Annotated in this window: 26 protein-coding genes; 7 read left to right on the top strand and 19 right to left on the bottom strand. The window is 64.1% G+C overall.

The window, feature by feature from the left end; all coding sequences use genetic code 11:
• Nucleotides 1-11: 11 nt before the first annotated feature.
• The 13 genes from ACZ2IA_RS12780 to ACZ2IA_RS12720 all read right to left on the bottom strand — a co-directional run bounded on the left by ACZ2IA_RS12780 (nt 12) and on the right by ACZ2IA_RS12720 (nt 7,801).
• Nucleotides 12-539 (bottom strand): transglycosylase SLT domain-containing protein, encoded by a 528-nt coding sequence (locus ACZ2IA_RS12780; RefSeq protein WP_470292968.1) that lies wholly within the window; start codon nt 537-539, stop codon nt 12-14.
• Nucleotides 540-550: 11 nt separating this feature from the next.
• Nucleotides 551-787: a hypothetical protein gene (locus ACZ2IA_RS12775; RefSeq protein WP_470292967.1), complete on the bottom strand. Its 237-nt coding sequence runs from the start codon at nt 785-787 to the stop codon at nt 551-553.
• Nucleotides 788-796: 9 nt separating this feature from the next.
• Nucleotides 797-1,363, bottom strand: a complete 567-nt coding sequence (locus tag ACZ2IA_RS12770; protein ID WP_470292966.1) for a tail fiber protein — start codon at nt 1,361-1,363, stop codon at nt 797-799.
• The gene (locus ACZ2IA_RS12765; protein ID WP_470292965.1) at nt 1,360-1,923 is read right to left on the bottom strand and encodes a hypothetical protein; all 564 of its coding nucleotides are present in this window, start codon (nt 1,921-1,923) and stop codon (nt 1,360-1,362) included. Before ACZ2IA_RS12765 ends, ACZ2IA_RS12770 begins: the two co-directional genes overlap by 4 nt.
• A gap of 9 nt (nt 1,924-1,932) precedes the next feature.
• Complete coding sequence (locus ACZ2IA_RS12760) at nt 1,933-2,385, bottom strand: hypothetical protein (protein WP_470292964.1); 453 nt, start codon at nt 2,383-2,385, stop codon at nt 1,933-1,935.
• Nucleotides 2,375-2,773 carry a hypothetical protein gene (locus tag ACZ2IA_RS12755; RefSeq protein WP_470292963.1) on the bottom strand — a complete coding sequence of 133 codons (399 nt, stop codon included), beginning with the start codon at nt 2,771-2,773 and terminating at the stop codon, nt 2,375-2,377. Before ACZ2IA_RS12755 ends, ACZ2IA_RS12760 begins: the two co-directional genes overlap by 11 nt.
• A complete protein-coding gene (locus ACZ2IA_RS12750; RefSeq protein WP_470292962.1) occupies nt 2,755-2,997 on the bottom strand; it encodes a hypothetical protein in 243 nt (80 codons plus the stop codon). The genes ACZ2IA_RS12755 and ACZ2IA_RS12750 overlap by 19 nt, the downstream gene beginning before the upstream one ends.
• 26 nt (nt 2,998-3,023) lie before the next feature.
• Nucleotides 3,024-3,314, bottom strand: coding sequence for a hypothetical protein (locus ACZ2IA_RS12745; RefSeq protein WP_470292961.1), 291 nt, complete (start codon nt 3,312-3,314; stop codon nt 3,024-3,026).
• 99 nt (nt 3,315-3,413) lie between these two features.
• Nucleotides 3,414-4,244, bottom strand: coding sequence for a major capsid protein P2 (locus ACZ2IA_RS12740; protein WP_470292960.1), 831 nt, complete (start codon nt 4,242-4,244; stop codon nt 3,414-3,416).
• A 279-nt stretch (nt 4,245-4,523) separates the two neighbouring features.
• The gene (locus ACZ2IA_RS12735; protein WP_470292959.1) at nt 4,524-5,135 is read right to left on the bottom strand and encodes a P-loop NTPase family protein; all 612 of its coding nucleotides are present in this window, start codon (nt 5,133-5,135) and stop codon (nt 4,524-4,526) included.
• On the bottom strand, nt 5,128-5,634 hold the full coding sequence (locus ACZ2IA_RS12730; protein WP_470292958.1) for a hypothetical protein: 507 nt from the start codon (nt 5,632-5,634) through the stop codon (nt 5,128-5,130). Before ACZ2IA_RS12730 ends, ACZ2IA_RS12735 begins: the two co-directional genes overlap by 8 nt.
• Complete coding sequence (locus tag ACZ2IA_RS12725) at nt 5,631-5,849, bottom strand: hypothetical protein (protein ID WP_470292957.1); 219 nt, start codon at nt 5,847-5,849, stop codon at nt 5,631-5,633. Before ACZ2IA_RS12725 ends, ACZ2IA_RS12730 begins: the two co-directional genes overlap by 4 nt.
• A gap of 26 nt (nt 5,850-5,875) precedes the next feature.
• Nucleotides 5,876-7,801, bottom strand: coding sequence for a replication endonuclease (locus ACZ2IA_RS12720; RefSeq protein ID WP_470292956.1), 1,926 nt, complete (start codon nt 7,799-7,801; stop codon nt 5,876-5,878).
• A 3-nt stretch (nt 7,802-7,804) separates the two neighbouring features.
• On the opposite strand from ACZ2IA_RS12720, the gene ACZ2IA_RS12715 reads away from it, so the two are divergent.
• Nucleotides 7,805-7,957, top strand: coding sequence for a hypothetical protein (locus ACZ2IA_RS12715; RefSeq protein ID WP_470292955.1), 153 nt, complete (start codon nt 7,805-7,807; stop codon nt 7,955-7,957).
• A 157-nt stretch (nt 7,958-8,114) separates the two neighbouring features.
• On the opposite strand, the gene ACZ2IA_RS12710 is transcribed toward ACZ2IA_RS12715, so the two are convergent.
• Complete coding sequence (locus ACZ2IA_RS12710; RefSeq protein ID WP_470292954.1) at nt 8,115-8,501, bottom strand: hypothetical protein; 387 nt, start codon at nt 8,499-8,501, stop codon at nt 8,115-8,117.
• Between the two features lie 299 nt (nt 8,502-8,800).
• On the opposite strand from ACZ2IA_RS12710, the gene ACZ2IA_RS12705 reads away from it, so the two are divergent.
• The 3 genes from ACZ2IA_RS12705 (at nt 8,801) to ACZ2IA_RS12695 (ending at nt 10,506) form a co-directional block, all read left to right on the top strand.
• Nucleotides 8,801-9,130, top strand: coding sequence for a hypothetical protein (locus tag ACZ2IA_RS12705; protein ID WP_470292953.1), 330 nt, complete (start codon nt 8,801-8,803; stop codon nt 9,128-9,130).
• 547 nt (nt 9,131-9,677) lie between these two features.
• A complete protein-coding gene (locus ACZ2IA_RS12700; protein WP_289831526.1) occupies nt 9,678-9,881 on the top strand; it encodes a cold-shock protein in 204 nt (67 codons plus the stop codon).
• A 70-nt stretch (nt 9,882-9,951) separates the two neighbouring features.
• Nucleotides 9,952-10,506, top strand: coding sequence for a DUF1415 domain-containing protein (locus ACZ2IA_RS12695; protein ID WP_470292952.1), 555 nt, complete (start codon nt 9,952-9,954; stop codon nt 10,504-10,506).
• 52 nt (nt 10,507-10,558) lie between these two features.
• Here the strand turns inward: ACZ2IA_RS12695 and ACZ2IA_RS12690 are convergent, their stop codons facing one another.
• Nucleotides 10,559-11,386: a M90 family metallopeptidase gene (locus tag ACZ2IA_RS12690; protein WP_470292951.1), complete on the bottom strand. Its 828-nt coding sequence runs from the start codon at nt 11,384-11,386 to the stop codon at nt 10,559-10,561.
• A gap of 173 nt (nt 11,387-11,559) precedes the next feature.
• Here ACZ2IA_RS12690 and ACZ2IA_RS12685 point away from each other — a divergent pair, with 173 nt between their 5' ends.
• The 3 genes from ACZ2IA_RS12685 to nudC all read left to right on the top strand — a co-directional run bounded on the left by ACZ2IA_RS12685 (nt 11,560) and on the right by nudC (nt 14,878).
• Nucleotides 11,560-12,756, top strand: coding sequence for a cation:proton antiporter (locus ACZ2IA_RS12685; RefSeq protein ID WP_470292950.1), 1,197 nt, complete (start codon nt 11,560-11,562; stop codon nt 12,754-12,756).
• Between the two features lie 107 nt (nt 12,757-12,863).
• Nucleotides 12,864-13,991: a YbdK family carboxylate-amine ligase gene (locus ACZ2IA_RS12680; RefSeq protein ID WP_470292949.1), complete on the top strand. Its 1,128-nt coding sequence runs from the start codon at nt 12,864-12,866 to the stop codon at nt 13,989-13,991.
• 92 nt (nt 13,992-14,083) lie between these two features.
• Nucleotides 14,084-14,878, top strand: coding sequence for an NAD(+) diphosphatase (gene nudC, locus ACZ2IA_RS12675; RefSeq protein ID WP_470292948.1), 795 nt, complete (start codon nt 14,084-14,086; stop codon nt 14,876-14,878).
• Between the two features lie 75 nt (nt 14,879-14,953).
• On the opposite strand, the gene tilS is transcribed toward nudC, so the two are convergent.
• The 4 genes from tilS to ACZ2IA_RS12655 form a co-directional block, all read right to left on the bottom strand.
• Nucleotides 14,954-16,309 (bottom strand): tRNA lysidine(34) synthetase TilS, encoded by a 1,356-nt coding sequence (gene tilS, locus ACZ2IA_RS12670; RefSeq protein ID WP_470292947.1) that lies wholly within the window; start codon nt 16,307-16,309, stop codon nt 14,954-14,956.
• A 221-nt stretch (nt 16,310-16,530) separates the two neighbouring features.
• Entirely contained in the window at nt 16,531-16,902 is a 372-nt protein-coding gene (locus ACZ2IA_RS12665; protein ID WP_470292946.1) for a YMGG-like glycine zipper-containing protein, read from the bottom strand.
• Nucleotides 16,903-17,069: 167 nt separating this feature from the next.
• Nucleotides 17,070-17,339: a hypothetical protein gene (locus ACZ2IA_RS12660; protein ID WP_470292945.1), complete on the bottom strand. Its 270-nt coding sequence runs from the start codon at nt 17,337-17,339 to the stop codon at nt 17,070-17,072.
• A 280-nt stretch (nt 17,340-17,619) separates the two neighbouring features.
• On the bottom strand, nt 17,620-17,976 hold a 357-nt coding region (locus ACZ2IA_RS12655), incomplete at its 5' end, for a cation:dicarboxylate symporter family transporter (protein ID WP_470292944.1).

Genomic DNA, 17,976 nt, shown 5'->3' with positions numbered 1-17,976 from the left:
AAACGCTTAGCTTACAGCACGTCGCGGCCGGTCTGCTTGGCCTGCTCGTTGGTCAGGCCGTCGACCAGGATCAGGCCGTACTTGCGGGTTTCTTCCGGCAACACCTTCTTTTCGCCGCGCAGGTACTTTTCAAGGTTGCCCTCGCCCCAGTTGTACGCCCAGACGGCTTTTTTCCAGTCCTTGAAACGCTTGTACAGGTAGGCCAGATACTTCATCGCCGCGTCAGACGACGCGAACGGGTCGGCCGGGTTGACCTTGAGCGCGGCGGCGGTGTTCGGCATGAACTGGAAAAGACCGGTTGCGCCTACCGGCGATTTTTTCTTGCCGCTGACCACCGTCGGGTCGAAGTTGCTAGATTCCTGCATTGCCTGGCGCAGCGCGAGGCCGACCGGCACGCCGTACTTCTGCGCCGCTGCGGCAATCATCGCGTTGTAACCCTTGTCGGCAGGAATCCGTTCGGCGGTGCCGAGCACCGGTTGCCCGGTGGCGGCGCCGTCCTTCTGCGCGCTTCCCGGATTCACTACGAATGCGTTACCCATCACTCACCCCCTTACGCCGGCAGCGCCTCGACGTGCCATTGCCCGCCCTGCTCTTTCGCGATGCCGGTCGGCCAGTAGATCGGGGTGTAGACCAGCTGCTGGGTGGCCGGGTTGAACGGCAGCGGTGCGTCGGTGGTGGCGTTGGCCGGGATCAGGAACACGCTCGGGTTGAGCGGGTCGGCGTCGGCGATGCCCTGTCCGAGATAGGCGCCGGTTTTGGCGTGGTAGTGGTAGATCGGTTTGGACATGATGGCCCCTTAGTATTTGATGATTGGCAGCAGCGCGACGTTGCGCGGGCGGGTTTCCAACGCGGTGTTGGCGGCGATGGTCGGCGAGCCAGCCACCGAGACGGTCGGGTTCGGCCCGTAGTTGGCATTGCGCGCCATGTTCGTCGTCTGCGACGTGTCGTAGGCGGCGGCATTGGTGATGCCCTTCAAATATTGGTTCGGGACGGTGTCGGTTTGCGCGCCGCCGCTGCCGCCGGCGGCAATCTTGTGGTCATGGTCCTGCAGCGCGTGGCTCTGCGCGCTGCCGAGCGCCCGGCCGGTGTCGACGCCGCGCCCGCCGTCCAGGCCGCGCACGAACTCGCCGCGCAGGTCGGGCAGGTTGAAGGTGGTAGTGCCGTCACCCGCCCCGTAGGTCGAGCCGATCACGGCGAACAGGTTGGCGTAAGTGGAGCGGCTGATCGCCGCGCCGTTGGCCGCCAGCCAGCCCGATGGGGCGGTGGCGCCGGCGAAATAAGCGACTTCTGCTGTCACGTGGATGTCTCCTGCTACTTGGTTGATGCCGGCGGTGGCCAAGGCAAATAGGGCGCTGTTACTCATGTGCGGTACAGCTCCTGTATTTTGATGAAGACGGTGTCACCCGGCTTCGGCACGGCGACCCAATCGGCGCCCGGCGCGGCCTGTTCCTGCCAGAGCTGACCGGCCGCCAGCACGATCGCCGCGTCGTCGTAGTTCAGGCCCGGGGCGCCCAGCGCGACATAGCCTGGCCCGGCGTTGAGCACGCGCAGGCCGCAACGGTTGGCGTTGGCGGCGACTAGCGCGGTAGTGGTCGTAATCGACAAGGCGTTGCGGTTCACCACCGCGTCGGCGAGTTTTTCGACGGCGGTGACCTTGCCGACCACGCGGGTCGACCCGGCTGTGCCGTCCGACAGGATCACCTTGGTGAGCTGTAGCACGTTGCTGACCAGCTCTATCCTGTCGAAGCCGTCGAGCTTGCAGTAAAAGCCCTCCTCGACGTCCTCGGCGACCGATTCGACCTTGCCGCCGCGCATAAAGCGGATGGTCAGCGGCGCGGCGGCGGCGGCGAGCTGCAGGAAGTTGTTTTGGGCGTTCAGTACCCAGGCTTGGCCCGGATTGAGCACCTGATTGAGTGTTTGCATCGCTGCCCCTTATCTGAGCGACTTGGCCGCGATCACGCCGACCACGATCAGGCCGCCGACCGTCATCAGCTGCTTAGCGGTCTGGCCGTCCTTGGATAGCTCGGTTTCGCGGCTCTGCTGGTAGACCTGGCCGACGTCCTTGATCGTTTCGCGCGCCTCGGCGCGGCTGTCGCTGGCGTTCTTGTACGCCTGATCTATCATCCACTTGCCGGCGTTCAGCACCTGGCCGAATTCCTGGCTTGCGAGGTCGCGGCCGTTCTTGGCGAGGTCGATTGCACCGGCAATCGCGCCACCGTCCAACACGTTGTTGACCGTGCTCGAGCTGGTGCTGATGCTGTTGCCGGTGCCAGTAAGCCCCATGCCACCGTTGCCGATGGTCATGCGCTTGTCTTCGTTGTTGGTCTGGTAGGTGTTGTTCGTGGTTGTGCTGTTGGCACTGCTGCTGCTCGATTTACCGCCCATGGTCCACCCTCTTTCGCATTACCACCTCGACCGCCTCGTATCCCTGCGCCCGTAGCCGCTTGACCAGGCCCGGCCGGGCGGTGTGGATACGGACGAACTCGGCGCCGCTGTGGTCCTCGATATGCGGTAACACGGTTTCGGTGAGGCTCACCCCCACCGCCCGGCCGCCCGCGCCGACCACGACCACTTCCCGGCCGGCCGGCGTCTGCTCGGTGCGCAGCGCAAACGCGCACACCTGGCGCTCGTCCTGAAGCACGGTGTAGACCTCGCAGCCGGCCAGCGCGGCGCGGACGTTGCCGGCCAGGGTGTCGTCGTGAGAAAAGGCCGGCCCGATCATCTCGAGCACGTCCGGCGTCAGGCCGGCCCGCCTTACTTGAAGCGTTTCCACAGCAGCAGCGCCCCCAAGCCTAGCGCGGCGTACAGGATCAGGCTGGCCGGCTTGCCGCCGCCGCCCGCCCCTTGTACCGCGCCATTGCCGAAGTTGACGTTCCAACCGGAGCTGTCGAAACCGACTTCACCCCGGCCGCTGACGTTGGATTCCTGCTTGGCGCTCGATTCGGCGTTGCCGGGCTTCATCGCCCCGGCCACCGCACCGATTGCCTGCGAACCCATTTGGGCCGCCATCATTGGAATCATCGTCAGCCCTTCAGCAGCAGTACGAGCAGCACCAGCGCGCCCGCGCCCACCATCAGCACGGTTGGCGACAGTCCGCCATGAATGCCGTTATTGACGCTGCCGCCGTCCACATCGCCCTTCATGCTGTCTACTTCCATCTGGCGTTGTGCCAGTTGGAACGGCTGCTTGTATTCGGCGTCGACCTTGGCGCGCAGCAAGTAGCTTGCGTTGTCACCCAGCCACGAGCCGATGCCGCCCCAGTCGAAGCCACCCCCGCCTGAGTCGGCGGGTTCCATTTCGGTGACCGGATCCATTTTCCCCCCTGTTCGTCTGGCCCAGATGCCATTGCCTAGGCTGCCGTCATTGGCGCCGAGCCCAACCCTTATGTCATCCGCTAAGGACATGGCGCCCCCTTACAGGTTGCCGATTGCGTCCAGCGCTTCGACATAGACATACATCTGACCGGCCGCTTTCAGGTCGAGCAGCAGTTGCAGGCTGCGCACGCTGTTACCGCGGGTGTCGAGCATGTTCGACTGGTTGCCATCGAGCACGAAGTCGATGGTATGCACGTCGGTTTGCGGCTTGCGGTTGTATTCCTGCTGACGGAAGCGGGCGAGCGCGTCGGTCGACTCGTACACGATCAGGCCGTTTACCTTGAGGGTGGCCTTGTTGACGTTGTTTACGCCGCCCGCGCCGATCACTTGAATCCGCTTGATTAGCGTTCCGATACTGCCCTTTGGCAGGTTGTCGATGACGAACAGGCCAGAGGTAGCCGAGTTGACCGGGTATTGGATCAGCTTGCCGGCGACGTACTCGACGCCCGCGCCCATGTCCGAACCGGCTTGCGGGTCGTCCAGCTCGGCCCAGGCGTCCAGCGTCGGGGCGGTGGCGCCGGCAATCTTGATTTCTAGGGTGAAATTGCCAATGCGGCTGGTATCGAGCGCGCCGAGCATTTCGCCATTGATGGTCTTGGCCTTGATCTCGGAAAAGTCCAGCGTCAGGAAGCCCGGATCATCGAAGATGGCACGGTATTTGTTGAGCTTGTCGACGTCGGTGCCGCTGCCCTGGAAGATGGTGCGGCCGTTCACCTTCACCTTGATGTCGGTAATCATCGCCTTGGTGAAGGTGGTACCGCCGAGCGCCAGGACGATTCGCTTGTAGGTCGGACCGGTCTGCAGGCTGACGGTGGCAACGCCGGTCGCGGTGACGTTCGAGAACGGGTTGCACTGTTGAAGGTATTTCATCGGGTGTTCCCCTTACTGACCGGTGACGATCTTGCGCACCGGCTGCACGCGGTACACGACGGCCATGATGATGGCGACCGGCAGAGCCATGGCTACGACTTGTTTTACGCTCGGCATTTCGTTCCCCTTACAGAGATTTGTTGGTTGAGATTCCAACTTATCCGAAATGGGCAAGGGGCGTTTTCCGGTTACCGTTACCGTTACCGTAAGAAAATCGGCCCTGCCCTGACTGAAAAAAAACCGTCTGCAGATACAGACGGTGTGGCGTTACCGCGACATTCAGCCGCGCGAGACAGCGCGGGTATTCATGTCGCGCTGTATCCAGTGGTAGCCGCCGAGGTCGGCCACGTCGGATAGCGGCACGTCGAGGAAGCGCGCCAGCACCACCCGGTCGGTGTGGTAGTTCAGCCGGTGCGTGCGAACGTTCGTGGCGTTGCCCAGAAAATCCTTGTCGATGCGCGCCGGCCGCTGGCTGAGGCCATAGACGGTCAGCCCCTTGTGTCGCCCCTGGGTGCTGATCTTCCGCCACGCGCCCGGCGCATAGCTGGGCGAGGTCACGTCCGACAGCTCCTCTGCGACGAAGGTCAGGTTGCCGGCGGCGAACACGATTCGGCACAGCGCGCCGAACAGCTCTTTCAGCTTCTTTTCCTCGACTACGCCGGGCGGCCGGTAGGCGAGTTTCACCGGCTTGCCGCTGCGCAGCTTTTCGAGCACGGCTTTCAACGAATGCACCGGTGTAGCGAGGTCGCCGTACTCCTCGCGGGCGTCCCACACGACCAGCCGCGCCGGCTTGGCGCGCTTGATCTGCTGCTTGACGTAGTGGGATTTGCCTCCGCCCGACGAACCCATTACCGCTTCGATGTGGGCGACGTTGTTTGAGCCGTCAGCCATTGGCCGCTACCGGTTGTAGCTGGTGGTTGATACCGCCCGTTTCAGCCAAGCCCGGCGGCACCGGCTCGGCGGCCGGCGCGGCGGGTGCCATATTTGGCACCGGCTTCGCGGCCTCCTGCTCGCGGGCGGCGATGTCGGCGCGGATGCCGGCGTACACCGCGAAGCCGAAACCGCCCGCCACCATCAGCGCTTTCAGTTCCGCGCCGTACTGCGCCAGCCAGCCGGCCGTCTGCACGCCGTACTTGTCGAGCACCGCGCCGAGCGCCTTGCCGACCTGGCGGCACTTCTCCGGCGGTGCGGTGGTCGCCAGCGACGGGAAGAACTGTTTACCGGCGGTGACGGCCAGTTCCAGGCCCATCGTCACGCTGTCGGCGTTGCTCAGCTCGGCGGCCGGCTCGGCGGCACCCGGTTCGGCCAAGTCGGCCTCGTGCTCGGCAACCAGCCGGTCGAGTTCGGCGCTGGCGAGATCGTCGCGCGCCTCGTGTTGTGGTTCGTTCATGCGGTTACCCCTGTCAGGTTTTCCCAGAAACCGGCCTTTTTCGGCGCGGTTTCGCTGTTACCGTTACCGCCTGTAGCGGCAGGCTGCTCGTCCGCCACCGGCCGCATCCGCGCCAGCAGCCGCGCGCCGCGCGCGCCGCCGTGTGTCATCACCTGTTGGCTGCACTGCGGGCAGTAGCAGTACGGGTTGTCGTTCTTGTCCGGCCGCACTTCCATCTGGTCGTGTCCGCACGTCGGGCAATCTACAAAGCCGATGGCCGATTTCTTACCCATGACTGCGCCCCTGCAATTGCTGCAGCGAGGCTTGCAAGTCCGCTTTCGTGTCGGTCAATTCCAGCGTCAGCGCGTCCAACTGCGCCTGCATCGCCGCCACTTCGCGCACCGTCGCCTGGGCGAACTTGAGCGCCCGATCTTTGACGTTGGTTAGGTTGGCCGACACGAGGTCGGCGCACGCCCGTTTCATTTCCTGCATCGCTGTTTCTCCCTAAGCCGGCGAGGCCGGCAAATTTCCAATGCGCCAGCATTCGCCGGCCCTTGACTACGCACAGCGCGCCGTCGCGCTCGGTTTGCGCGGCGCTTCTGTAGGGGGCTAGGTAGGCGTCAATGCCGCCGGCCTCGTCGATCTGTTGCAGCAGCAGGCTGAAAACGATGTCTTCGGCCTGCTGCTCGAATTCGGTGAGGGGTTCGCCGCTGTTGACCGCCATTTGCTCGGCGTAATCGGCCGGCAAATCGACCGGCAAAGCCGGGTCCGTACAGTTATTGACACGAGTCCAAGGCTGCGCGGCTGCGCCGCTACGCTGAACAACCCACTCATGTAGGCGGGTTTTGAGGTACTCGCCGGTTTCAACGGCCACCACACCATGCACGACCGGGGCACCGGTTTCGCCGTAGCGGTTCGGTTCGGCCGCCGCGTCCTTGGCGAGCGACAGCGGCAAGTCGCAGCGGCTAACCAGCGGGCCGCCCATCAACCGCACGAACTCCGACCAGTTGCCGGCGTCGGCCGCCGTGGCAGCTTGTTCCAGTACATCGCCACTGCCCGGCACGTCGACGCGGCGCAGCTCGCGCCAAATCGTGACCGGGGCGCCGCCGATCTGCTGGAACTGGCGGATGCCCCAAGTGGACGCCCATGCATCGACTCGGGCCGCGCCTTCGGCGGCACTGGTGCCGTGCCGGCCCTCGAAATCCTCGCCGATGCTGTCGCCGGCATTAGTGACGCCATCGATGTTCTTGCTGATGTACTTGGCGATGTAGCCAACCGCACTGCCCTGGCTCCAGTCGATGGCCGTCACCTCGAAACGCACCTTGTCGGCGCCCGGCTCGTCACCGTCCAGCAGTAGCGCGTAATGGCGCATCACGGCGCGCACCGTGTCGACGTGGCGCGGCTCCATGAAAAACAGCATGTGCCAATGTGGCGTGCCATCGTGGTGCGGCTCGACCACGCGGAAGCCATATAGCTTGATGCCCTTGCGATGCAGCGCGGCGCGAATCTGCGCCCACACGCGGCACAGATAGCGTTGTGCTTCGAGCGGGGTGTTCTTGGGGTCGTAGCGCTTGTTCGGCCGCCCGTTGTGGTGGCGGGCGTGAAACTGTGACGGGGTGGTCAGGGTGTAGAACTCGCCGGCATGACCAAGGCCAACCGCGATCAGCTCGAAGCCGGCAATGCGCGTCATCAGCTCGGCGCGGCGGATCGCCGGATTGCTGACGGAGACGGCCGCCAACTGATCGAGCGTGTATTCCTGGCCCAGCTCGTTGACCGCCGACACCGATTCCAGCAACGCCCGATTGCGGGCCTTCTGCTGGCTACGGCGTGTCATGGCGTCGCGGCTGGCGTATAGGGCCGCTTCACGATGTACTAGCCCGACTTCGATGCTGAGCGCCTCGACGGCACGGGCATGACTGCTGCGCAACTGGCGACGCCACCAGCCCGGTTCGGTCGCCCGCGCCCACTTGGCCGCCTCGTGCTTGCCCTTGGGCTTGGTGCAACCCTTGGCGACGCAGAAGGCGTCACGCTCGAATGGCTCGGCGCCGTTGTCGCGCAGCTTCTCGACCTCGGCGGCCCAACGGCGTGCCTGCTCGCGGATGTCCTCGTCAGACGAGGCCAACGACAGCGCTCGCTCCGGCATCCGTTTCAGCAGCTCTAGCAGCCACAGATTGACCGGGCGCAGCACGGTATGCGACACGCTGTCGGCATCGCGGCCCTTGAGCCGGCGGCGGTGCTCGGCCGCCACCGCGCGCGCCATGTGGTGCGGCAGGTCGGCAAGCCGGTCGGCCAGCCAGCCGGCCATCGGCTGACGGACCTGTTCGCGCTTTGTCAGGACGGCTGACTGCATCAGCAACCACGTCCGGCAAGACGGAAGCGAAGCATCGCCCGCGCCACTGAAAACCAACCCTTTCGGCGCATCACGCCACGCTGACAGGCTTGGCAAACGCCGACGTGTACGGCTTCGGTTCCGCAATGGGTGCAACGGTGCAGGTATTGCATCACGCCACCCGCCGCTGTTCGTGCGATGCGGCTTGCAGCGGCTCGCCCGCGTTGCGCAGCCGGGCGGCAGCGCTGTTGTGGGCGAATAGCAGTCCTTCGAGGTCGTGCCAGAGGCGGCCCGAGTCAACGCGGCTCAGTGGCTTCGCGTTGATACCGTGTAGCACCAAGATGTCGTTTAGCTGTTTTTCCAGCTGGCCGAGCGCGAGCAGCCCCTCCTGCAACCCGGCCATCGCGTCCAATTGAGCCGGCGACAACACCCGCTTGCGGATGCTGTCGACCGACTCGATATCTGGCCGGGTCGGCTGGCGTACCGGCTCGCGGTACAGGGGTTGGCCGAATGCCTTCGCGATCATCTCTTGAATCGGCGTCAGGGCTGCATGGCTCATCGGTGGCACTCCTGGTGCGGGATATGCCGATATGTTTTGCCAATTTGTTAAGCAATTCACATTGCTTAACGAAATTCAGGCGCCCCATGCCGGTCCAACCCCGCCCGTAACGGTTACAGTCGGTATCGGTGAATTCGAGGCGGCCCGGTCCGTGTGGGATGGCCTGGGAACCGTGGGAACGGAGGCGGGCCGCAGGCGCAGATTAGTCACAGTGCCATCAATCATTGAAGGTCCATCCATCGTTGCCCCATTCCCTTTACATCGCTATAAACAGGGCGGGAACCTTGGGAGATTTGGAAATGCTTACGTCGTTGGAATGGCTTTCGGCTTTAAAAACAAAGACCCACATTCAATCCGACTATGGCATTGCCAAGTTTTTGGGGGTCGATACGACAACAATTTCCAACTACCGCAACCTGAAAAGTTTTCTAGGGCTCGATGTCGCCCTGAAGGTCGCTTTTGCGTTGGAAATCGATGCCGCCTATGTCTATCTGTCTGTGCAATTTGAGCGCTCGAAAAACGCCGAGGAAAAGGCGATGCTGGAGCGCCTCTACATCGCCATCAACGGCCCGCAAGTCGAGGATTCCATTAGGGTATTACTGGACTTAGAAGTGATGGAAGCGGCATAAAAAAAGCCCCCGAAACCGGGGGCTTTTTTGTTGAACACGATATACATTACACGAACTATTCGATATTCAAGAAAGCGGCACTTTGGCTGCCACCTTGAAGATTTTCAGGCGCCTCTGGATCTTCATAATCGTCGACCACACCGGCGCTCCGCTGTCGCCTCAAACATCAGGCTTAATCACGCCATAGCGCTTGTCTGGCCCTACGGCCATGGCCGGTACCCTGGGTTGAACACATCACGCGCACTTCGGTTGCTACGCAACAAGACCCCGCTCGGAACCATGTCCCACACGGCAACATCTAGGGGTAACGAGAACCAAGAATGGCCGGGCGACCAGGAGCAACTGCACTGCGTACTGAGTCGCGACGCCAACCACGCAAAAAAAGCTTGCCTGCCGGGAGAACAACGGGCACGATACTGGCTGCAGAATTTTCAAGTTGTGAGATGTGTTTTGTCTGTAGTGGCGTCAGTCAGTACCTCAAGTCGCCATTTCCCTTGAATTTCATGCAAGTTCATTACTTTTAACTTCCATACACAGGGAAACCAACATGGCTACCGGTACCGTAAAATGGTTCAACGACGCTAAAGGCTTCGGCTTCATCACTCCGGACGAAGGCGGCGAAGATCTGTTCGCACACTTCTCGCAAATCAATTCCAGCGGCTTCAAGAGCCTGGCTGAGAACCAAAAAGTGAGCTTCGACGTGACCACTGGCCCGAAGGGTAAGCAAGCGTCGAACATCCAGCCGCTGTAATCTTACAGCCCTGGCGAAAACCCGGCCTCGTGCCGGGTTTTTTCATTTCCACGTCTTGAAAGGACGCGCCATGAGCACGCTCACCCACGACCAGATCATCGCCGCGACCCGCCTCTGGGTCGAAAAAGCCGTGATCGGCCTGAACCTCTGTCCGTTCGCCAAGTCGGTTTATGTCAAAAACCAGGTACGTTTCGTGGTCAGCGAGGCGACACACATCGACGCGCTGATCGAGGATCTGGTCCGCGAGCTGGAAACGTTGGCCGAAGCCAACCCGGAGAAGATCGACACCACGCTGCTGATCCACCCGTACGTGATGACCGATTTTCTCGACTTCAACGACTTCCTCGATGTGGCGGACTCGGTAGTTGACGAGCTGAAACTGGAAGGCGAACTGCAGGTGGCGAGCTTCCACCCGCAATTCCAGTTCGAAGACACTCAGGCGGACGATATCGAGAACTACACCAATCGCTCGCCCTTCCCGACGCTGCATCTGCTGCGCGAGAGCAGCATCGACCGCGCGGTGGAAGCCTTTCCGGAAGCGGAATCCATCTTCCAGAAGAATATCGACACGCTGAACGCGCTGGGCCATGAAGGCTGGGCCAAGCTGGGGCTGGATCAGAAATGACCGCCTGTTAACGGCGGCGCATCTCACCCGTTTTATTCGATGGCGGCAAAAGCTAGTCCGCGCCCTCACCCGCCGCCGGCCAGGCCAGCATCTCGTCCAACTCCGGCAACCGTGTAACCGGATCCTGCCGGTAGAACGCCGCCAGATGCCGATACAGCGCCGGCAGGTCGCGCCGCAGCCAGTGCGGCGTCTCGAAAAACGCTTCGCTGAGCACCGCAAAGAACTCGGCCGGGTGCTCGCCGGCGTACGGGTCGAGCCAGGGCCAGCGCACGCTCTCGCCGTCTGGCGAAGCATCCAGATCGTGACAGAACGCCTCATAGGCGCGTCCCCAGTCGCGGGCCCATTGTTCGCGACTCATCCCCTTGTGCAGCGGCGGATAGCCGTTCGGCGCGCCGTTGAGCATGTCGAGCTTGTGGGCGATCTCGTGGATCACCACGTTCCAGCCGTCGAGTTCTGGCGAGTCGGCCACGGCCGGCAGCGACAGCACGACCGGCCCGTCCTGGCGCGCCTGGCCGATCAGCACCTGGACGCCTTCGTGCGCCAGCCCGGCATGGTCGAACCACAGGTCACGGGTGACGAAGGCGTCCGGGTACAGGATCAGCTCCTGCCAGCCCGCCAGCGCGATCTCGCCCAGGTTCAGCACCGGCAGCACCGCCTGCAACGCCACCAGCGCGGCGTCCTGTTCGGCCAACTCCGTGCCGTCGACCGGGGTCAGACTCTTGTTACGGAGTAAGCCCGTCGCCAGCGCCGTCAGCCGCTGCCATTCATCGTCCGTCAGGCCTTGCAATAGCGGCAGATCACGGCCGATTTCACGCAGCCTGCGGGCTTGTTGCTGCGCCTGCTCGCGCCGCTTTGCCTTGCCAAACCAGTCAAAAATCACCACACTGCCTTTCAGGGATTGCTTATACAGCCACACGGAACCGTTGCTTCACGCTACCGCCCGGCCCACCTCTGAATCGCACGCTTCGCGGCCGACGCTTCCTCTGGCACCGTTCCGCACGACCACCCTCATGAGCAGGGGCGTTTCATCAAACAAGTCATAAGGAGACGCTCATGAACCTATTTCCCTGGCAAGCCCTGGCGCTCAATCCGCTGACCGCCTTTGGCCTGATTCTGGCACTGGGCGTGCTTGGCGGCCAGATCGCCATGCGTATCGCACACCTGCCCAGCGTGACCGGCTACATCCTCACCGGCCTGATCATCGGCCCCGCCGGCCTTGGCCTGATCCAGCACGACTTGCTGAGCGAAGCGTCGCTGTTCAGCGATCTGGCCCTGGGCCTGGCACTATTCGAGCTGGGGCGCCGCGTCGACCTATCCTGGCTAAACCGCGAACGCACGCTGCTGCTCACCTCGCTGATCACCTCCGCCCTGCTCTTCGCCGGCCTGTTCGGCTTGCTGATCGCGTTCCAGCTTCATTACGCACCGGCCGCGCTGCTGGCCGCGGTCGGCGTGTCGAGTTCGGCACCGATCCTGCTCGAGATCACCCGCGAAACCCGCGCCGAAGGTCAGGTCACCGAACGCCTGCTCGCCACCGCCGGCCTGAACGGCCTGTTCTCGCTGGTGGCATTCGGCATTGCCCTCTCCTACTCCCACTTCGCCAGCGCCGCCGGCGTCGAATCGGTGTTCCTGCGGCCGTCGTGGCTGGTGCTCGGCTCGGCGGCGCTCGGCCTGGTCGCCGGGCTGATCGCGATCCGTCTGAACGCCTGGCTGAGCGGCCGTCAACGCGAGGCGCAGTGGGTACTGCTGTTCGCGATGATCGCGCTGGTGGTCGGCCTGGCCGAACAAATGGCGATGATGCCGGCGATGGCCTTGCTGGTCTTCGGCCTAGCCACCCGCAACCTGCAAAGCGGCGACACCCTGACCGACCCGAGCCTGCTCGCGCGCAGCAGTTTTTTCTTCGTCGCCTTCTTTGTCGCCACCGGGGCGCAACTGGTTCCGTCGGAACTGGTGCATGCCTGGCCGCTGGCGCTGGCCTTCGTGCTGCTGCGCGGCGCGCTGGCGATGCTGCCGTGGGCCATCGCCGCGCGCAGCAACGGCCTGTCGGTGAAGCGCGGCGCGCTGCTGGGGCTCGCCTTGACCCCGATGGGCAGCGGCGCCCAGGCGCTGATGCTGCTGGCGCCGAGCACCTTGCTGGCCAGCCAAAGTTCCATGCTGATGCCGGCAACGTTGGCGGTGCTGTGCATCCTCGAGCTGATCGGCCCGCTGACCAGCCGCTTCGCGCTGCATCTGGCCGGTGAAACCCACGAATGATCTGCCACACTGAAAACCGGCGCGGGAGGCTGCACCCGGCCGCTGCCCGGTGGTAGGGCCACCGGAGCACCCCGCCGGTTTTTCGTATCGACGAAAGGAGCTAGACCATGCTGGAATTCTCCACCAGCCAGCCGCTGACCCTCGGCGTCGAGTTGGAACTGATGATCCTGAACCGTCGCGACTACAACCTGACGCGCGGCTCGGACGACCTGTTGGAACTGATCAACCGCCGCCAGCACGGCTACGACATCAAGCCGGAAATCACCCAGGGCATGATCGAGATCGGCACTGCGGTACACAGCCAGACCAGTGCGATGCTCGAAGAATTGATCGCGATCCGCACGCTCTTGGTCAACTCCGCCGAGAAGCTCAACCTCGGCCTCGCCGGCGGCGGTTCGCACCCGTTCCAGCACTGGCGCGACCAGCGCATCTACCCGAAGGAGCGCTACCGCCTGGTGTCGGAACTGTACGGCTATCTCGCCAAGCAGTTCACCGTGTACGGCCAGCACATCCACATCGGCTGCCCAGACGGCGACGCGGCGGTGCGGCTGACCCACTACCTGTCGCGCTACATCCCACACTTCATCGCGCTGTCGGCGTCGTCGCCGTTCCACCAGGGTGTCGACACCCTGTTCCAGACCTCGCGGCTGACCAGCGTCAACGCCTTCCCGCTGTCCGGCTCGATGCCGCTGGTGCACAACTGGGACGAGTTCAACGACTATTTCGTCAAGATGGCCAGCCTCGGCATCGTCGAGTCCATGAAGGACTTCTACTGGGACATCCGCCCGAAGCCGGAATACGGCACGGTAGAGATCCGCATCTGTGACACGCCGCTGTCGGTCGACACCCCGGTGCTGCTGGCCGCCTACGCGCAGATGCTGGCGCGACGCTGCTTCGAGGAGAACTGGAACGATATCCGCCAGGAGCATTATCTGACCTATAGCTACAACCGCTTCCAGGCCTGCCGCTTCGGCTATGATGCGGTGCTGGTCGACGCCAGCGAGGTGCGCCAGACCAGCCTGCTCGAGGACATGCTCGAGACCCTGAACGCGCTGCTGCCGCACGCCCAGGCGCTCGGTGCCGAGAGCGAGCACGCCCAGCTACGCGAACGGGTGCTCAAACGCAATATCGACAGCCAGTGGCTGCGCGGCATTCATGAGTCGAGCGGCTCGCTGTCCGAGGTCGTGCGGCGTCAGAGCGAACGCTGGATGTACGGCGAGATTGGCCGCGACTGACGCGCCCCACTACTTCACCGGTCACCACCGACCGCGCTACAACGGCCGGCGGCCTGCTACACTGAGGCCTTTCACCGCCCGACCCCGCGCCCATGCTGCTCAACCTGCCCGCCTCGCCCGACCCGACGCTGCCCGCCCTGTGGAGCGTGTTCGACCGACAACAAGTGGTGCTGATCGACAACCGTCTGCCGGGCGACGAGGCCACGCGCTGGTCGTTGACCGGGCGGCGCTTCCTCGGCGAGCTGGGTGGCCGCAATCTGTTTTCGGCCAACCTGATCGGCACCGCGCCGGCCGGCACCACGCTCAGCCCGCTGCGGCCGGCGCTGCTCGGCCTGCCGCGCGACCAGGCCCAGGCGCTGGTGCGCGCGGCACAGCTCAACCGTTTCGCGCACACCCACCGTTTCTGCGGCGCCTGCGCCACCCCGCTGCGCCCGCATCCCCACGACCAGGGCAGCAGCTGCCCGAGTTGCGGCGAGGTCTACTACCCGCGCCTGGCGCCGGCGATGATGGTCACCGTTACCCGCGGCCGCGAGATCCTGCTGGCGCGCGCACCCCACTTCGCCCCCGGGGTGTACAGCGCGCTGGCCGGTTTCGTCGAACCGGGCGAAACGCTGGAAGACTGCGTGCACCGCGAGACCCTCGAGGAAGTCGGTCTGCGGCTGCAGACCCCGCGCTACGTCGGTTCGCAATCGTGGCCGTTCCCGCACTCGCTGATGCTGGCGTTCACCGCCGAATACGCCGGCGGCGACATCACCCCGCAGGCCGGCGAAATCGAGGACGCCAACTGGTACGACATCGACGCGCTGCCGCTGATCCCGCCGTCGCTGTCGATCGCCAACTGGCTGATCGGCCACACGGTCGACGAACTGCGCCGCCGCTACGACTGAGCCCCGCCACGGCTTGGCCGACACAGACGCGATAAAGCCCCGGTCATCGGCCGAAGCCGGTATTCGATCAGCAACCTAGTCGGCGTCGAGCCGCGTGCCGGTCGCCGGCGTCCAGTTTGGCCACCAGCCGTCGTCGTCCTGCGCCGCGCACGCCACCGCCACGCCGGGCAGCGCCATGCACTCGCCGGCGGCATCGACCAGCAGCGGCCAGCGTGCCCGCAAGAACGGCGGCACCCCGGCCTCCTGTAACAGCGTCTTCACCGGCTTTCGGCCAACCTTTAAGGCCAGCCTTTCGCCCCCCTCCCGCGGCTGCAGCCACAGGTCCTGCTCGATCAGCTCGCGGCGCAGCCCACCCTTGCGCGGCTCGAACGCCAGCACGCCTTGCCAGTTGGACAACGCCAATGGCGTCGTCAACACCGTCGGTGGTAACGGTTGGCGATGCGGCTCGGCCGACGCCAGGTCCGGCCACAATTCCCCGCGATAGCGGTGTACGAGCCCACGCGGCAGCGGCCATTGCGGCGTGGCGTCGGTGCGGGCATCCCGCAGCTGGCGCCGAAACGCCTCGACCGACTCCGGGCTCGCACTGCCGAGCCCACTGCGCTCCGCCCAACGCAACAGCAGTTGACGCTGCCGCGGCGCGGATAGCCGGGTCAGCCCGGCCAGCTGCAGACGGCCGGCCTGCACGGTCTGCGCCAAATCCTGTTCGGCCAACTCGTCGAGCAGCGCCGCCGCGTCGGCCATCTGGCTGGCCGTGCGCTGCAGCTGCGTTCGGTAGTCCGGCAGCGCCGCAGCCAGTGCCGGTAGCCAGTGGTGGCGCAGCCAGTTGCGGCGGTAACGCGGGTCGGCATTGCTTTCGTCGTCGACCCAGCGCAAGCCCCGCTCCTGCGCGTAGGCGGCCAGCTCGTCGCGGCGCACGCCCAACAGCGGCCGCCATAGCGCGAGCGCCGGCGTCAGCGACCGCCAGCGCGGCATTGCCGCCAGCGCGTGCGGACCGCCGCCGCGCAGCACCTGCAGCAACACCGTCTCGGCCTGATCGTCCAGGTGCTGCGCCAGCACCACCGCGTTGGCCGAAGACGCGGCAAACACCCGGTAACGCGCCCGCCGCGCCGCCGCCTCGATACCGTCGCCGGCCGGCACCACCTGTACCCGCTCGATCCGCAACGGCACCCCGAGCGCCTCGCACAGCGCCTGGCAGTGCACCGCCCAGGCGTCGGCGTTGGACGACAGACCGTGGTGAACGTGCACAGCGCTCAGCACAAAGCCGTAGCGGGTTCGGACCTGCTGCAGCAGGTCGAGCAGCACCACCGAGTCCAGCCCGCCGCTGAGCGCCAGCTCCAATGCAAAATGGCCGGACAAAGACTCCGGCCACTCCTTGGTCAGGCGTTGCAACAGCTCAGGCGCCCTCTTCCTCAAATGCTCGATATCTGCCATTTTTCATCCAAACCGCTCCCCGGTAAATCAAGCGTTTACCGTTCGATCACGGCCCAATATTACACCAACGGCCAATGCCATCAGAGCAGACAGCCAGACTCCCTCCGTCGATCCAAACCAGATTCTCGATTCACGACCGGTTGCAGACGCAAAAACCGCTACCCGACATTATTCGGGCAGCGGCGCAGGATTAGTGGCCGAAGAGGGTGGCCGGTAGTGCGTCAGTCGTCCCAGCGGCGTTCATGCCAGCGGCGATCATCCCAATGGCGACGCTCGTCCCAACGGCGCTCATGCTCATAACGGCGATGATCGTAATCGCGGTAGTAGCCGCTGGGCCGGTAGTAGTCGTCGTGGTAATAACGGCGTTCGTAGCGAACCTCACGCTCGCGGCCATAATCGTTGCCGATTGCAGCACCGACCCCACCGCCCAACGCGCCGCCCAGAATGGCGCCATCGCGTCCGCCAACCGATTCACCGATCGCCGCGCCGGCTGCGCCACCCAAGGCCCCGCCGATCAGGGTTGAGCCACCTGCGTTGGCCAGGCCGCTCAGTCCGAGCACGAGAATCGCGGGGAGAAGGAAGCGGGTTTTCATGGTTGTTCGCCTTTATGGTTTCTTGACGATTCCAGCATAACCAGCCCGCCTGTTAACGTCTGTTGGCAAGTGTTAGCAAATGTTGCCCACCTGTCATTCCGGCCCTCAGCGCGGCAGACTGCACCCGAGCCGATCGACGGATAGCCGCCAGGCGTTCGGCAGGAACTTCAGCCGGGAGCCATCTTCGCCAGTTGCTTCTGCATTGGAATCCGATGCTGCTGTAAACCGGCTCGCACCTGCCTCCAGGACGGGATGGGCGCGCAATGTCCGCAATACAGCTCCGCTGCCATGAGGTAGACCGTTTTCATCCGAGTCCCGCCTAGATATTCATTGCCACATTGCCCACAAACCCACTTGTAGCGAACTTCTGGAAGCGCGGACTCACATCGCTCCAGTTCGGCATAGAGTTGCTCCAGCGACATCTTGTCCAGTTCCATGGCTTATCGTCCCGTTCGGAAATAAGAGCAGCTAACAAAACCCAGCGGAGCGATCCTGCTCGTCGTGCGCCGGAGGCAGCGTATGGCAGGGAAGAACAACAGCGCTGGATGGGTTTTGTTAACGGCTCTGCGTGCGACGGTTCACCCGGCAAGACCCGCATACTCGCTCGTCCCGGGCATCGCCCTGACGTCGTTCCATACCTGAGACGTCATCGCCCGGCTAAAAAGCGGCCCAACACAGAGGTCGGGCCGGTAAATGGAGGAATGCTCGGTACTGCTCTTAGTGCACAGGTTCGTTTGCAATCGCGTTGCGTGTCTGGGGAATGAACTCGTAACCCTCTTTGCCACCGAGCACGTTGCGGGCGCGCTCCAGGTCGATGTCTTTTTCCCAGCGTGCCACCACCACGGTCGCGACGCAGTTGCCGATCAGGTTGGTCAGTGCGCGGGCGATGCCCATGAACCAGTCGACCGACAGCACCAGCACCAGGCCGATCACCGGAATCGCCGGGATCGCGGACAAGGTCGCGGCCAGGATCACGATTGCCGAGCCGGGGATGCCGTGCGCGCCCTTCGAGGTGACCAGCGACACCGCCAGGATGGTCAGCAGGTTGCCCAGCGACAGCGGGGTGTTGGTGGC

Source organism: Crenobacter sp. CS_VA4, assembly GCF_055597485.1.
Note: the sequence above shows the minus strand (reverse complement) of the source record. Positions and strands in the feature narration are given on the sequence as shown.